General features: G+C 69.1%; 16 protein-coding genes. 3 read left to right on the forward strand and 13 right to left on the reverse strand.

Annotation, left to right across the window (positions count from 1 at the left end; all coding sequences use genetic code 11):
• Positions 1–36: 36 nt before the first annotated feature.
• Entirely contained in the window at positions 37–885 is an 849-nt protein-coding gene (locus JMF97_RS14950; protein ID WP_203222136.1) for a 3-hydroxyacyl-CoA dehydrogenase family protein, read from the reverse strand.
• A gap of 74 nt (positions 886–959) precedes the next feature.
• Positions 960–2,402, reverse strand: coding sequence for a UDP-N-acetylglucosamine 1-carboxyvinyltransferase (gene murA, locus JMF97_RS14955; protein WP_203222137.1), 1,443 nt, complete (start codon positions 2,400–2,402; stop codon positions 960–962).
• On the opposite strand from murA, the gene JMF97_RS14960 reads away from it, so the two are divergent.
• Positions 2,401–2,973, forward strand: coding sequence for a cob(I)yrinic acid a,c-diamide adenosyltransferase (locus JMF97_RS14960; RefSeq protein ID WP_203222138.1), 573 nt, complete (start codon positions 2,401–2,403; stop codon positions 2,971–2,973). The two genes, murA and JMF97_RS14960, sit on opposite strands and share 2 nt — an antisense overlap.
• A 139-nt stretch (positions 2,974–3,112) precedes the next feature.
• Here JMF97_RS14960 and JMF97_RS14965 read toward each other — a convergent pair whose 3' ends face one another.
• Positions 3,113–3,700 carry a helix-turn-helix domain-containing protein gene (locus JMF97_RS14965; protein WP_203222139.1) on the reverse strand — a complete coding sequence of 196 codons (588 nt, stop codon included), beginning with the start codon at positions 3,698–3,700 and terminating at the stop codon, positions 3,113–3,115.
• A gap of 74 nt (positions 3,701–3,774) precedes the next feature.
• Between JMF97_RS14965 and JMF97_RS14970 the strand changes: the two genes are divergently transcribed.
• Positions 3,775–4,116: a hypothetical protein gene (locus JMF97_RS14970; RefSeq protein WP_203222140.1), complete on the forward strand. Its 342-nt coding sequence runs from the start codon at positions 3,775–3,777 to the stop codon at positions 4,114–4,116.
• A complete protein-coding gene (locus JMF97_RS14975) occupies positions 4,113–5,039 on the forward strand; it encodes an alpha/beta hydrolase (RefSeq protein ID WP_203222141.1) in 927 nt (308 codons plus the stop codon). The genes JMF97_RS14970 and JMF97_RS14975 overlap by 4 nt, the downstream gene beginning before the upstream one ends.
• 95 nt (positions 5,040–5,134) lie before the next feature.
• Here JMF97_RS14975 and JMF97_RS14980 read toward each other — a convergent pair whose 3' ends face one another.
• The 10 genes from JMF97_RS14980 to atpE all read right to left on the reverse strand — a co-directional run bounded on the left by JMF97_RS14980 (position 5,135) and on the right by atpE (position 14,867).
• Positions 5,135–5,719, reverse strand: coding sequence for a hypothetical protein (locus JMF97_RS14980; RefSeq protein ID WP_203222043.1), 585 nt, complete (start codon positions 5,717–5,719; stop codon positions 5,135–5,137).
• A gap of 1,195 nt (positions 5,720–6,914) precedes the next feature.
• On the reverse strand, positions 6,915–7,373 hold the full coding sequence (locus JMF97_RS14985) for a DUF2550 domain-containing protein (protein ID WP_203222142.1): 459 nt from the start codon (positions 7,371–7,373) through the stop codon (positions 6,915–6,917).
• Positions 7,374–7,385: 12 nt separating this feature from the next.
• Entirely contained in the window at positions 7,386–7,670 is a 285-nt protein-coding gene (locus JMF97_RS14990; RefSeq protein WP_013735633.1) for a F0F1 ATP synthase subunit epsilon, read from the reverse strand.
• A gap of 87 nt (positions 7,671–7,757) precedes the next feature.
• Positions 7,758–8,909: an LCP family protein gene (locus JMF97_RS14995; RefSeq protein WP_203222143.1), complete on the reverse strand. Its 1,152-nt coding sequence runs from the start codon at positions 8,907–8,909 to the stop codon at positions 7,758–7,760.
• 228 nt (positions 8,910–9,137) lie between these two features.
• Positions 9,138–10,574, reverse strand: a complete 1,437-nt coding sequence (gene atpD, locus JMF97_RS15000) for a F0F1 ATP synthase subunit beta (RefSeq protein WP_013735635.1) — start codon at positions 10,572–10,574, stop codon at positions 9,138–9,140.
• Positions 10,574–11,512, reverse strand: a complete 939-nt coding sequence (locus JMF97_RS15005) for a F0F1 ATP synthase subunit gamma (protein ID WP_203222144.1) — start codon at positions 11,510–11,512, stop codon at positions 10,574–10,576. Before JMF97_RS15005 ends, atpD begins: the two co-directional genes overlap by 1 nt.
• 9 nt (positions 11,513–11,521) lie before the next feature.
• Positions 11,522–13,168, reverse strand: coding sequence for a F0F1 ATP synthase subunit alpha (gene atpA, locus JMF97_RS15010; RefSeq protein ID WP_203222145.1), 1,647 nt, complete (start codon positions 13,166–13,168; stop codon positions 11,522–11,524).
• Positions 13,169–13,261: 93 nt separating this feature from the next.
• Positions 13,262–14,083, reverse strand: a complete 822-nt coding sequence (locus JMF97_RS15015) for a F0F1 ATP synthase subunit delta (RefSeq protein WP_203222146.1) — start codon at positions 14,081–14,083, stop codon at positions 13,262–13,264.
• Entirely contained in the window at positions 14,083–14,613 is a 531-nt protein-coding gene (locus JMF97_RS15020) for a F0F1 ATP synthase subunit B (RefSeq protein WP_013735639.1), read from the reverse strand. Before JMF97_RS15020 ends, JMF97_RS15015 begins: the two co-directional genes overlap by 1 nt.
• A 29-nt stretch (positions 14,614–14,642) precedes the next feature.
• On the reverse strand, positions 14,643–14,867 hold the full coding sequence (gene atpE / locus JMF97_RS15025) for an ATP synthase F0 subunit C (RefSeq protein WP_203222147.1): 225 nt from the start codon (positions 14,865–14,867) through the stop codon (positions 14,643–14,645).
• Positions 14,868–14,901: the final 34 nt, after the last annotated feature.

Genomic DNA, 14,901 nt, shown 5'->3' on the forward strand with positions numbered 1-14,901 from the left:
GGGGGCGGTCGACGCCCCCTCCACACCTCACCGGAGTCAGTACGAGTAGAAGCCCTGGCCGGACTTGCGGCCCAGGTCGCCGGCGGTGGCCATGCGCTGGAGCAGTTCCGGCGGGAAGAACTTCTCGTCGGCGGTGTCGGTGTAGATGTTGCGGGTCGCGTTGAGCAGCACGTCGACGCCGGTCAGGTCGACGGTGGCGAGCGGCCCCATGGCGTGGCCGAAGCCGAGCTTGCAGGCGGTGTCCAGATCCTCGGCGGAGATGACCCCCGCCTCGACCAGCCGGACCGCCTCCATCGCCAGGGCGCAGATCAGTCGGGTGGTGACGAAGCCGGCGATGTCCCGGTTGACCACCACCACGGTCTTGCCGATCTCCTCGGCGAAGGACTTGACCGTCTCCAGGGTCGCGTCGCTGGTCTTGTAGCCGCGGACAAGCTCGCAGAGCTTCATCATCGGCACCGGCGAGAAGAAGTGGGTGCCGACGACCGCCTCGGGCCGCTCGGTGACCGCCGCGATCTGGGTCACCGGAATCGCCGAGGTGTTGGTGGCCAGGATCGCGTCCGACTTGCAGATCCGGTCGAGCGCGCGGAACACCTCGTGCTTGATCTCCAGCCGCTCGAAGACCGCCTCGACCACGATGTCCGCGTCTGCCGCGGCCTCCAGTTCGGTGGTGGGGGTGATCCGTCCGAGCGTCGCCTCGACGTCGTCGGCGGAGATCTTCCCCTTCTCGGCGAACCGGGACAGCGACTTGCGGATGCCGTCCACGCCACGCTGCGTCGCCGCGTCGTCCAGATCCCGCAGTGTCACCTGCCAGCCTGCCTGCGCCGCCACCTGGGCGATGCCCGAGCCCATCAGCCCGGCACCGACGACCGCGAGTCGACCCGCCATCTGTTGCTCCCTCGCTGCGATTCGAGTGTCTGTCTGCACCCTAGTCGGCGAGCCTGAACGACGGCTAAGGCGGCTCAGATGGTCAGTTCCGGTTCCTCCGGCGCGGTGGCCCGCTCGACCTCGATGCCGAGCGCCCGCAGGTCGGCCACGAAGTCGGGATAGCCCCGGTCCACGTGGTGCACGTGGGACACCTCGGTCACCCCGTCGGCACAGAGCCCGGCGATGATCAGTCCCGCGCCGGCACGGATGTCGGTGGCGCGTACCGGGGCGCCGGAGAGCCGCTCGCGACCGCGTACGACCGCGTGGTGCCCGTCGGTCTTGATGTCCGCGCCGAGGCGCATCATCTCGTTGGCGAACATGAACCGGCCGTCGAAGATGTTCTCGGTGATCAGCGAGGCGCCGTCGCTGAGCGCGGCCAGACCGATCGCCATCGGCAGCAGGTCGGTGGCGAAGCCCGGATAGGGCAGGGTCACCACGTCCACCGCCCGGGGCCGTTCGTCCATCCGTACCCGGAAGGCGTTCGCCCGGGTCTCCACCAGGCCGCCGGCCGCGACCACCTTGTCCAGCGCGATCTCCAGGTAGCTCGGGTCGAGGCCGGTCACGGTGACGTCGCCGCGGGTCATCGCGGCCCCGAAGGCCCAGGTGCCGGCGACGATCCGGTCCCCCACCGTCGCGTGCCGCACCGGCTGCAACCGGGGTACGCCGACCACCGTGATGGTGGACGTGCCCTCGCCCTCGATCAGCGCGCCCATCCGGATGAGCATGGTGCAGATGTCCACGATCTCGGGCTCGCGGGCCGCGTTGTCGATCACCGTGATGCCGTCGGCCAGCACCGCCGCCATGACCAGGTTCTCGGTCGCCCCGACACTGGGGAACTCCAGCGTGATCTCCGCGCCGTGCAGTCCCTGCGGTGCGGAGGCGATCACGAAGCCGTGCTCACCGGAGATGTCAGCACCCATCCGGGTCAGCCCGGAGATGTGCATGTCCAGCCCACGCGAACCGATCGCGTCGCCGCCCGGATGAGCCACCCGCACGTAACCGCGCCGCGCCAGCAGCGGGCCGAGCACGCAGATCGACGCGCGCAGCCGACGCACCAGGTCGTAGTCGGCCTCGACGCCCGGCTGCTCCGGCACGTCGATGGTGACCGAACGGGAGCGCGGCACCCCGCCGACCGCGACCATCGGGTCCACCGGGTCGTCCACGTCGAACCGCACGTCGCAGCCGAGCCGGCGCAGCACCTCCCCCATGATGGCGATGTCGGTGATCCGCGGCACGTTGGTGATTACGCTTCGGCCGGGTGCGAGCAACGCGGCGGCCATCAGCTTCAACGCCGAGTTCTTCGCACCGACCACGTGCACCGTGCCGGCGAGTCGGGCTGCCCCGTTGACCCGGATGACATCGACGTCGGATATCGCCGGGTCGCCCGCGTCACCCGGTCCCACCCCGGCGGACCAGCCCGTACCCGGCTGCGGGCGGGTCGGGATGGTCAGGTCCGGTATCCGTAGGCTGTGCGTCATGGCCGTCCACCTCACGCGCATCTACACCAAGGCCGGCGACGCCGGCATGACCAGGTTGAGCAACAACGAGCAGGTGTCGAAGACAGATCCGCGGATCTGCGCGTACGCCGATGTCGACGAGTGCAATGCGGCAATCGGTGTGGCGCTGGCCCTGGGACAGCTCGACGACGCCCTGCGGCCGGTGCTCGGGCAGATCCAGAACGACCTGTTCGACGTGGGCGCCGATCTGTCCACCCCGGTCGAACCGGACCCCAAGTATCCGCCGCTGCGGGTCACCGAGGGGTACGTCGAGCGCCTTGAGGGCTGGTGCGACGAGTACAACGCGCGCCTGAGCAACCTCGACTCCTTCATCCTCCCCGGCGGCACCGCGGGCGCGGCACTGCTGCACGTGGCGCGGACGATCGCCCGGCGCGCCGAGCGGTCGGCGTGGGCGCTCATCGCACACGACCCCGACCGGACCAGCCACCTCCCGGCAAAGTATCTCAACCGGCTGTCGGATCTGCTCTTTATCCTGTCAAGAGCGGCAAACCCGGACGGAGACGTGTTATGGGTCCCCGGCGGAGGCCGGTGACAATCGGCGCCCTGCACCACGTGGAGGTCTGGGTACCCGACCTGAGCGCAGCAATGCACAGCTGAGGTCGACTTCCCGATCCCCACCCGTACGCCGGTGGTGCCGGAACCTACGCCGCCTACCTGGCCGACGGGCGGGGTTACGAGGTGGAGCTGGTGGCGTCCGACGGCGCGCCGCCAGTTCCGTCGGCCTGAACGGGGTCGGCCGGGAGCAGGACTGTGGTGAACAGCCGGCGCACCCGGTCCGGTCCCGGCCCGAGCGCCGCGTACTCGGCGAACAACTCCCGCATCCGGGTGATGAACTCGACCAGCTCGGCGTCGGTGACGTAGAAGGCGTTCTGCCGATAGCCGACCAGGTCACGGGCCAGGTCACCGCCGCCGCTGTCGAGATAGCGGTCGAAGTCGGCCAGCATCCCGGCGACGAAGGTGAGGAAGGCCCGCCGGTGCTGTTCCGGGGTCATCCCGCGGATCGTGTCGGCGTCCACCGCAGCCGCCGCCTCGTCCAACTGGTAGCTGCGCTCGATCGCACCCCGGATGCGCCGTTCCCCGACCGACCGCAGGACCCCGTGACTGGCAAGGGTGGCCACCTGTCGGTACAGGGTCGCCGGGGCCACGTCCGCCAGTTCGGCGCGTAGGTCGGCGGTGGTCAGCGTCCGGCCGCCCAGAAATGCCTGGACGATCCGCATCCGTACCGGATGAAGCAGCAGCTCAGCAGTGTCGAGGGCCACAAACGTCTCTCCATCGTTCTCACCTCTGATAATGTTCTCACTGACGAGATTATAGCGAGCACGAAGGAGCGCCGATGGCCACCATCGACCTCACCCCCGATTCGATCCGCGTTCGGCTCACCCCCGCCGAGAAGCTGTGGGCACTCCGGGGTGACGTCACCGTCCCGCGCTCCGCCGTCACCGCCGTCACCGTGGAGCCCGACGGCCTGCGCGCCCCCCGGGGCATCCGGGCACCCGGGCTCGGCCTGCCCGGCGCCCGCAAGGTCGGCACCTGGCGCGGCCGCGCCGGCACCGAGTTCGTCAGCGTCCGCGCCCACCAACCGGCCGTGCGCATCACCCTCACCGGCCAGCGGTACGACGCCCTGGTCATCGGCGCCGACGACGCGGCAGCCGTGGCGGAGGCGGTACGCCGGTGAGCACCGACCGCGAACTGACCTTCGACTCCGCCGGTCACCGCCTGGTCGGCACCCTCACCCTGCCGGACGGTCCCGGACCCCACCCCACCGCGCTGCTGCTGCCCGGCTCCGGGCCGCTGAACCGCGACGGCGACCACCGCCGGATGCGCCTCGGCATCCAACGGGACCTGGCCGCCGCGCTGGCCGCCGCAGGCATCGCCACCCTGCGGTACGACCGGCGCGGCGTCGGCGAGAGCTCCGGCCGCTTCCTGCCCACCGGATTCCACGACAACGTCGACGACGCCCAGGCGGCCCTCGCCGCACTCGACGCCGACGCGGACGTGGACAGCCGGGCGCTGTTCCTCGTCGGCCACAGCGAGGGAGCACTCACCGCGACGATGCTCGCCGCGCGTGGCGTGACCACCGCCGGGCTGGTCCTGCTCTCCAGCAGTGCGCGGCAAGGCGCCGAGGTGCTGCGCTGGCAGACCGCCCAGATCCAGCCCAGCCTGCCCGCCCCGGTACGCCTGCTGCTGCGGCTCATGCGTACCGACCTGGTGGCCAAGGTGTCCCGCAACCACGAGAAGATCCTGGCCAGCACCGGCGACGTGACCCGGATCGGCGTGCAGCGGATCAACGCGAAATGGATGCGGGAGTTCATGCGCTACGACCCACGACCCGACCTCGCCCGCATCAGCGCACCGATCCTCGCCGTCACCGGCACCAAGGACCTTCAGGTCGACCCGGCCGACCTGACCCTGATCGCCGAGCACGCCGGCGGCCCGGTGCAGACCCGACTCCTGCCGGACATCACCCACGTACTGCGGCACCAGCCCGGCCGGGCGTCGTTGGGCGCGTACCGCCGGGAGATCCGCAACCCGGTCGACCCCGCCGTCACCGGCGCAGTCGTCGACTGGCTCCGCGCCCGTGTCGCCGAGCTGACCTGATGTGAAAACACGGAAAGCCGGCACCCGTCATCGGGTGCCGGCTTTCCGTGTTTGTCTACCGGTCAGCTGTTGCGGTGTTGGTCTGGTGCTAGCGGTCAGCTGTTCCAGTACTTGGCGACCAGGTCAGCGGCCTGCTGCTCCCACTGGGCGTAGTGATCCGGGTACGCCGACACCTGCACCGTCTGCGCCGCCTTGGTCAACGGCATGTCCTTCCAACCATCAACCTGCTTCAGACCCTTCAGAAACGCGGTGGTCGAGTACTCGGGGTCGGTGATCTGCTCCACCGTGCCCCAACCACTGGACGGACGCTGCTGGAACAAACCCTGCGAGTCATGGTCGTTACGGTCACCCAGGTGGCCAAGGTTCTCCAACTTCGACTCCTGCAACGCCGTCGCGATCGACACCACCGCGGCACGCTCATCCATACCAGCCTTCTTCGTCGCCGCGATGATCGCCTTCGTGTTCGCCACCTGCTCATCGTTCAGATCGATACGCGACTGACTGCCCTGCACACCATGCGGGATCAACCTGCCCGCATCCGGCTTCTCCGCCTGCACCGTGGCGACGGGGGTGGTCTTCACCGGAGTGTCGGCGTGGGCGGCCACCGGGCCGGCGAACACGCCACCGGCGAAAGCCAGACCAGCAACACCGAGCATGCTCTTACGGAAGATCGAGTTCATCACGAAGCTCCATTCGGGGGTTGGCGCACCCACGCACAAGGGGGATCGGCACGGGACACGCAAGCACCGTCCGGCGCTCAAAAAAGGGGGGAAGGTTCACCGGCACACTCACGGGGCGGAGCCCATCGCGCTTCATCTGCGGGCGGAGCCCGTCGCGCTTATCGCGGGGCGAGGGGCCCTCGCGGCGCCGGGACCATGTACAACGACCGGCTACCCGCCATCATTCCCGCGGGCTGGCCATCCGCAGAGCCATCTGCCCTGTTCCGGCGGCCTTCATCAGCCGGTCAGACATATACAACGACCCGCCAGCCACCAACATTCCAGGGCTGGCCAACCGCATCCCGGAGATCGGCCACTCACGGAGCCATCCGCTCTGCTCGCCGGGCCTTCATCGGCCGGTCAGGCATGCCCAACGACCCGCCAGCCGCCACCATTCCCCGGTCGCCCTCACGTCAGACCGGACATACCACGCATCGCCCCCATCTTCCGGCGGCCGCAGGAGGCGGACGGCGGAGGAACGGCGGATGCCTCGCACCGTTTCGCCGAAACGGCGGGATCCGGCTCGGCGGGATACCACCACTTCGCCGAAACGGTGTCGATCATCCCGCGCCGGACACACTCCAACAGCCACCCCCGCGCCGACTACAGCGCCAAAAGCCGCCCAAAGCCAGCCAAAACAATCACGCAAGCCCGTCCGGTGGCAAAGCCTGTCCGTGGCCAGGACAGGCCGAAGGCCGACATCCCTGCGGGCGGTCGAGCGGGGCCAGGCAACGGCCCGGCCGGCCGAAGGGCAGACGGGGCGAATCCGCCCCCAACTCGTGGCCAGGCAGTCCGGCGGCCGATGGGCCCTGCGGCGGGCGGGGTCAGACGCTGGGCCAGCCCGCCCACGGGCCAGACAGGGCGAAACCCTCCCCCAACTCGTGGCCAGGCAGTGCGGCGGGCGGGTCAGACGTGGGCCAGTCTGCCGAAGGGCCAGAGGCCAGCGAGACCGCTCGAAGGCAGCCAAATCACGCAGAGTCCACTCCCGTGGCCAGGGCAGACCGAAGGCCGACAGCCCTGCGGGCGGTCGAGCGGGGTCAGTCGACAGGCCAGCCTTTGCCGAGAGACCAGACGCGGCGCGACCGCCCCAGCCCGTGGCCAGACAGCCCGAAGGCCTGCGGCCGGCGGCCCTGGGAGGGCGGTCGGGTAGGGGTGGTCAGGCGGCGGGCCAGTCCTGCTGAGGGGCCAGACGTGGCGAGACCGCCCCCGGAGGAGCGGCCTCGAGCCAGGAAAGGAATCCGGTGAGGGTGGATCGTGCCATGGCGATCTCGACCGGAGCGTGTCGACTCGTACAGCGGAGAATGACCCAGTCCGCCGGCATGGCCAGTCGTTCCTGGCCCTCCGGCAACCGCCGTCGCTCCACGCTCAGCCCGTCGCGGGAGAGCACCCGCTTGGGGCGTACCGCGAAACTGACCATCCGGTACCAGCGGAGTTCGTCGCCGACGAACCTGCCGAAGCCGGGCGACCAGCCGCGGCCGTCGAGCATGGTGGAGGTCCGGACGCTGAGCCGGATGATGCCTCCGCTTCTGGTGACCACTGCCCGCCGGATGAAGAGGAACAGGATCGCGCCGAGAATGACGGCGAGGCCGATTCCGATCCCTTCCACGATCTCCATCGGCGGGTCGGCTCAGTTGCCCGAAGCGGCGGAGGCCGGGGTGGCGCTCTCGGCGAGCACGGTGACGCCCTGCCCGCTCACGGAGAGGAAGCCGCCGGACACCTCGTAGGCGACCTGCTCGCCACCGGGGAGCTTGATGCGTACCTGGCCCGGTTCGGCGAGCTGGCCGAGCAGGGGCGCGTGCCCCGGCAGCACACCCAGCTCACCTTCGGTCGTCCGGGCCATGACCATCTCGGCCTTGCCGGACCAGACCTTCTCCTCTACGGCCACGAGCTGGACGTTGAGCTGCTCTGCCACGCTGTCTCCTTGCTGAGGCGGATTGGGGAAAGTCTAGTAGCGTCCCGGAGTTGTTCTTCACGCGGGTACCGAGAGCTGCACCACTGCTCAGCCCTTGTTGACCAGCTTGGGATGTTCGAGCAGGAACGGATCGAGCAGTTCACGCTCCAGCGCGACGAAGAAGTCGTCCACCTCGGGCTCGAACCGCTCGCCGAGATAGTCGCCGTTGTTGAAGACGCCGCCACCCGGCAGCTTGATCATCTGGATGTTGCCGGGCCGGATGTCCTTGAGCGCCAGCGCAAAGTCGACCACGCTGTGCCCCCGGCCGCTGAAGATCAGCGACTCGCCGGCGGCCCGCAGCACCCGGTCGAGCTTGACCGGGTTGGTCACCACGTCCGCGCTGAACGCCTGGCCGGCCATCGCCTTGACGAACTGCTGCTGGTGCCGCTGGCGGCCGTAGTCACCGTCGGGTACGCCGTTCTTCGGGTACCGCTGACGGACGTAGTCCAGCGCCTGCCAGCCGCTCAGGTGCTGCTTGCCCTTCGGGTAGACCGCCTGCGGCCCGATGTAGCCCTCGCCGTTGGGGTTGCCCTTGCGGTGCTTGCCGTCCGGCTCACGGTGCTCGGAGCGGACCTCCCGCTCGATGTTCATGGTGACGCCGCCCATGGCGTCGACGATCTTCTGGAAGCCGGAGAAGTTTATGATCGCCCCGGCGTCGAAGCGCTTGATCCCGGTCACGTTCTGCACGGTGGTGGCGAGCAGTTCGAAGCCACGCGCCGCGTCGGGCTTGCCGCCGCCAGGCACCCGGCTGCCGTAGGACATCGCGTCGTTCAGCTTGGAGGTGCTGCCGTTGAAGCCCGCCTTGGGGTACGCGGGGATCTCGACGTAGAGGTCGCGGGGCAGCGAGAAGAGGTACGCCCGGTCCAGCTCCTTCGGCACGTGCAGCACCATGATCGCGTCAGCGAGCGGCGGAGTCTTGTCGTTGCGGGGGTCGATGCCGACCAGCAGGATGTTCAGCGGGCCCTTGATGTCGCTCTTGCGTTCGCTGGCACCGGCCGCCTGGTCGCCGAAGAGGTCAGCCTTGCCGATGGCGCCCTCGTAGCGGGCCATCAACGCCTCGGCACCCACCAGCGAGGTGCCACTGAGCATCATCAGCACCACGCCGAAGATGGTGCAGAACCTGGCCCAGCCCGGCACCCCACGCCAGATCGACGGTCGCCCACCACGCTTGCCGCGTCTGCCGGCCTTACCCACGAGCATCTCCGTTCGTCGCGTCCCCGCAGGGGATACGGGTACGCACATCCGAATGGTTGAACACAGTCACCGCTCATCGGCGCATGAGCGTGGAGTAGACGGTATCTCGCGGAGGTCGTGATCGCCGACCACGGAAAACCGGGCAGCGGCGATAGTACGCGGCAAAAATGAACGAAAGGCCGCCCCGGAGTTAACCGGGACGGCCTTTCTCGTTCACGCGATCTGACCGAAGGGTCAGCCCTTCATCAGCTCGGCGGCCTTCTTCTCCAGGTCGTCGAGCCCACCGCACATGAAGAACGCCTGCTCGGGGAAGTGGTCGTACTCGCCCTCGCTGATCTTCCGGAACGCCTCGATGGTCTCCTTGATCGGGACCGTCGAGCCCGGCACGCCGGTGAACTGCTCCGCCGCGTAGGTGTTCTGCGACAGGAAGCGCTCGATCCGCCGGGCCCGCTGGACCGTGATCTTGTCTTCCTCGGAGAGCTCCTCGATGCCGAGGATGGCGATGATGTCCTGCAGGTCCTTGTACCGCTGGAGGATCCGCTTGACCTCACTGGCCACCTGGAAGTGCTCCTGGCCGACGAACTCGGGCGCCAGGATCCGCGACGAGGACGCCAGCGGGTCCACCGCCGGGTAGATGCCCTTGTCGGAGATCGACCGCTCAAGGTTGGTGGTCGCGTCCAGGTGGGCGAAGGTGGTCGCCGGGGCGGGGTCGGTGTAGTCGTCCGCCGGCACGTAGATCGCCTGCATCGAGGTGATGGCCTGGCCCCGGACGGAGGTGATCCGCTCCTGGAGTTCGCCCATCTCGTCGGCCAGGGTCGGCTGGTAACCCACCGCGCTGGGCATCCGGCCCAGCAGGGTGGAGACCTCGGAACCGGCCTGGGTGAAGCGGAAGATGTTGTCGATGAAGAGCAGCACCTCCTGCTTCTTCACGTCCCGGAAGTACTCCGCCATGGTCAGCGCGGACAGAGCGACCCGCAGCCGGGTGCCCGGCGGCTCGTCCATCTGGCCGTAGACCAGCGCGGTCTTGTCGATGACGCCGGAGTCGGTCATCTCGTGGATGAGGTCGTTGCCCTCACGGGTGCGCTCACCCACGCCGGCGAAGACCGAGGTACCACCGAAGTTACGGGCAACCCGGGTGATCATCTCCTGGATGAGCACCGTCTTGCCCACGCCGGCACCGCCGAACAGGCCGATCTTGCCACCCTTGACGTACGGGGCGAGCAGGTCGATGACCTTGATGCCGGTCTCCAGCATCTCGGTCTTCGGCTCCAGGTCCGCGAACGCCGGGGCCTTGCGGTGGATGCCCCAGTGGTCGTCGGCCTGGATGGTCTCACCCTCGGTGAGGTTGAGGCACTCGCCGATCGCGTTGAAGACGTGGCCCTTGACCGCGTCGCCGACCGGCACCCGGATCGGGAAGCCGGTGTCGCTCACCTCGGCGCCCCGGACCAGACCGTCGGTGGGCTGCATCGAGATCGCGCGGACCAGGTTGTCACCCAGGTGCTGGGCGACCTCCAGGGTCAGCGTCTTCTCTCCGCCGGAGAGGGTCACGTTCACGTGCAGGGCGTTGAACAGGTCCGGCATGGCGTCGCGCGGGAACTCGGCGTCGACGACCGGGCCAATGACCCGGACCACGCGACCGGTGGCCGTCTTGGTCTCTACTGGGGCAGTCATCACACTTCACTTCCCGACGCGGCCAGCGCGTTAGCGCCGCCGACGATCTCACTGATCTCCTGGGTGATCCCGGCCTGGCGGGCCGAGTTCATCTCACGCGTGTACTTGTCGATCATCTCTTCGGCGTTGTCGGTGGCGCTCTTCATCGCCCGCCGACGGGCCGCCGACTCGCTGGCCGCCGACTCCAGCAACGCCGCGTAGATCCGCGTGTTGATGTACTTCGGCAGCAGCGCGTCGAGCAGTGCCTCCGGGTTCGGCTCGAAGTCGTAGTCCGGCAGTACGCCGGGCGCCGCCTCCGAGCGGGGCCGCTCCTCGACCTGAAGCGGGCCGATGATCCGGGTGACCGGGTTCTGGGTCATCAACGACTTGAACTCGGTGTAGACGATGTGCAACTCGTCCACCCCGCGCACGCCGTCGGGACCCGGACCGCCGTCCTCGTCGTCCGCACCGGCGACGAACGCCTTGATCAGCGTCTCACCGACCTCGCGGGCGTCGGCGAACGACGGCTGCTCGGAGAAGCCCGTCCAGTTGGCCTCGATCGGCCGGTTGCGGAAGCGGTAGAACGAGACACCCTTGCGACCGATGACGTAGAGCACGGGCTCCTTGCCGTCGGCCTGCAACCGGGCGATCAGCGACTCCGCCGTCCGGATGGCGTTGGAGCTGTAACCGCCGGCCAGACCTCGGTCGGCGGTTACCAGCAGCACGCCCGCCCGCCGCACCCGCTCGCGCGGGGTCAGCATCGGGTGGTCGATCCGCGCGTTGGACGCCAGCGCCGTGAGCACGCCGGTGATGGCGCGGGCGTACGGCAGGGACGCCTCCACCCGGGCCTGGGCCTTGGCGATCCGGCTCGTCGCCACGAGCTCCATCGCCTTGGTGATCTTCTTCATCCCCTTCGCCGAGCGAATGCGTTGACGAAGAACACGTACCTGCGCCGCCATGGCCCGACCCTAACGCTTCTCGGCCGGAGCACCGCCGCTGTAGCGGGTGACCGTCTCGTGCTCGGACTCGCCCTCCAGCGGCTCCGCCGGCGCCTCGTTGATCGTGCGCTCGTCCTCGCGGCCCAGGAAGCTCTTCTTGAACTCCGTCACCGCAGCGTCGAGGGCGGCGATGATCTCGTCGTCCCACTTGTTGTCGGCGATCGCCTGGAGCGTGGCGTTGTGCTTGCGCCGCAGGTACTCCAGGAACTGGGTCTCGAAGCGCCGCACGTCACCGACCGGGATGTCGTCCAGCTTGCCCTCGGTGCCGGCCCAGACCGAGACGACCTCGTCCTGCACCGGGTACGGCGAGTAGTTCGCCTGCTTGAGCAGCTCGACCAGGCGGGCGCCGCGGTCCAGCTGGGCGCGGGAGGCCTTGTCCAGGTCGGAGGCGAAGGCGGCGAACGCCTCCAGCTCACGGAACTGGGCCAGGTTCAGCCGCAGCGAACCGGAGACCTTCTTCATCGGCTTCATCTGCGCGGCACCGCCGACCCGGGAGACCGAGGTGCCGACGTTGATCGCCGGCCGGACGCCCTGGTTGAACAGGTCGGTCTCCAGGAAGATCTGGCCGTCGGTGATCGAGATGACGTTGGTCGGGATGAAGGCCGAGATGTCGTTGGCCTTCGTCTCGATGATCGGCAGGCCGGTCATCGAGCCGCCGCCCATCTCGTCGGAGAGCTTCGCGCAGCGCTCCAGCAGCCGGGAGTGCAGGTAGAAGACGTCACCCGGGTACGCCTCACGGCCCGGCGGGCGACGCAGCAGCAGCGACACGGCCCGGTACGCCTCGGCCTGCTTGCTCAGGTCGTCGAAGACGATCAGAACGTGCTTGCCGCCGTACATCCAGTGCTGCCCGATGGACGAGCCGGTGTACGGGGCGAGGTACTTGAAGCCCGCCGGGTCGGACGCCGGGGAGGCCACGATGGTGGTGTACTCCATCGCGCCCGCCTCCTCCAGCTGCCCCTTGATGGAGGCGATGGTGGAGGCCTTCTGGCCGATGGCGACGTAGATGCAGCGGACCTGCTTCTTCGGGTCGCCGGTGGCCCAGTTCTCGCGCTGGTTGAGGATGGCGTCCAGGGCGACAGTGGTCTTGCCGGTCTTCCGGTCACCGATGATCAGCTGCCGCTGGCCCCGACCGATCGGGGTCATCGCGTCGATGGCCTTGATGCCGGTCTGCAGCGGCTCGAAGACGGACTGCCGGGCCATCACGTTTGGAGCCTGCAGCTCCAGCTCGCGGTAGCCCTCGTCGGCGATCTCGCCGAGGCCGTCGATCGGCTGGCCGAGCGCGTTGACCACGCGACCGAGGAAGGCGTCACCGACCGGTACGGAGAGCACCCGGCCGGTGCGCTTGACGCGCTGGCCCTCCTCAAGCCCGGAGTAGTCGCCGAGGACGACGACACCGATCTGCCGGACGTCGAGGTTCAGTGCCACGCCGAGCGTGCCGTCCTCGAACTCCAGCAGCTCGTTGGTCATGGTCGAGGGCAGGCCCTCGACGTGGGCGATGCCGTCGCCGGTGTCGGCGACGGTGCCGACCTCCTCACGGGAGACGTCGGGCGAGTAGGAGGAGACGTAGCGCTCAAGTGCGCCGCGGATCTCCTCCGTCGAGATGGTCAGCTCGGCCATCCTCTGCTTCCTTAAGTATCAGGGGCCCGGGATACCTAGTACCGACCGGTCCTCGGGTCGACTGTCGTTTCCGGGCGCTTCGCGGGGTGCTGGTCAGCGCTTCGCGAGCGCGTTACGGGTCTCGTTGAGGCGGCGCAGGATCGTCCCGTCGTACAGGTCCGAACCCACCCGGACGCTCGCTCCACCGAGGATCGCCGGGTCAACCGTAAGCTTCACGGCGACCGCACGACCGTAGATGGCCGCGAGCCGGTCACTCAGCCGACGTTCCTCGTCCTCGCTGAGCGGTGCCGCGACGGTCACGTACGCGACCTGCCGGTCCCGCCGTTCCGCCGCCAACTCCACCAGCCGGGACAGCGCGGTGGAGAACGACCGGCCACCGAAGCCGGCCAGGGCCGCCTCGACCAGTCGCACCGTCGCCGGGCGGGCCTTGCCCGTCAGGAGCATCCCGACCAGCTCGGCCCGCTGCGCCACCGGCGCGTTCGGGTCGGACAGCGCGTTGGACAGCTGCGGATCCGCGGCGACCACCTGGCCGAAGCGGAACAGCTCGTCCTCGACCTCGCCCAGTTCGTCGGCCCGGTCGGCACTGCCCAGCAGGGCCTGCACGCCGAGGCGCTCGGCACCGTCGAGCAGCTCCGAAGGCGCCGACCAACGGCCGGCGACAAGCGTGCCGAGCAGATCGAGCGTGTCCGCGCCGACCTTGCCGGAGAGCACCGAGGTCAGCAGCCCGGTCCGATCCGCACCGGCGCGGGCCGGGTCGGACAGTGCCCGGCGCAGCCGAACCTCCCGGCGCAGCAGGTCCGCCACGGCGAGCAGTTCAGCACCGGTGGCGGCGACCGCCGACGGATCGGTGCCGGAGATGCACTCCTCCAACCGCGCCAGGGCGGTGGCGTAGGACTCCCGGCTGGCGGCCTGCATCAGCGGGCCCCCGCGCTCTCGAGGTCGGTGAGGAACCGCTCGACGGTGCCCTTGCGGCGGGCCTCGTCGGCGAGCGACTCGCCCACGATCCGGCTGGCCAGGTCGACCGCGAGGCCGCCGACCTCCGCGCGCAGCTCGCGCACGATGGTCTGCCGCTCCACGGCCAGCGACTCCCGGCCGGCGGCGATGATCCGGTCCGACTCTTCCCGGGCCTTGGCCAGGATTTCGGTACGGATCGACTCGGCGTCGGCACGGGCGTCGTCCCGGATCTGCGCCGCCTCGGTACGCACCTCGGCGAGCTGGGCCCGGTACTGCTCCAGCAGCTGGTTCGCCTCGGCCTGAGCAGCCTCAGCACGCTTGAGGCCGCCCTCGATCGCGTCGACCCGCGCCTGGTACATCGTCTCCATGCGCGGCAGCACGAACTTCATCAGGACGAAGCACAGCAGGGCGAACGCGATCGACCCGACGACAAGCTCCTGCCAGATCGGCACGAGCGGGTGGTGCTCCACGCCTTCAGCGGCGAGATTCATGTCAGACCTCCGGGTCGACTAACGGACGGTCAGCTGACAGCGAAGGCGAGCACCAGGCCGAACAGCGCGAGCGCCTCGACCAGCGCGAAGCCCAGGACCAGCCAGGTGCGGTTGTAGCCGGCGGACTCCGGCTGGCGGGCGCTGGCCTGGATGTAGGCCGCGAAGACCAGGGCGACGCCGATACCGGGGCCGATGGCGGCGAGGCCGTAGCCGATGGTGTTGACGTTACCGTTGATGGCGGCGAGAACGTCCATTGCGGGTATTCCTCCTAGTAGACGCGTGAGGTTT

Source organism: Micromonospora fiedleri (assembly GCF_016774385.1).
GTDB classification, from domain to species: domain Bacteria; phylum Actinomycetota; class Actinomycetes; order Mycobacteriales; family Micromonosporaceae; genus Micromonospora; species Micromonospora gifhornensis.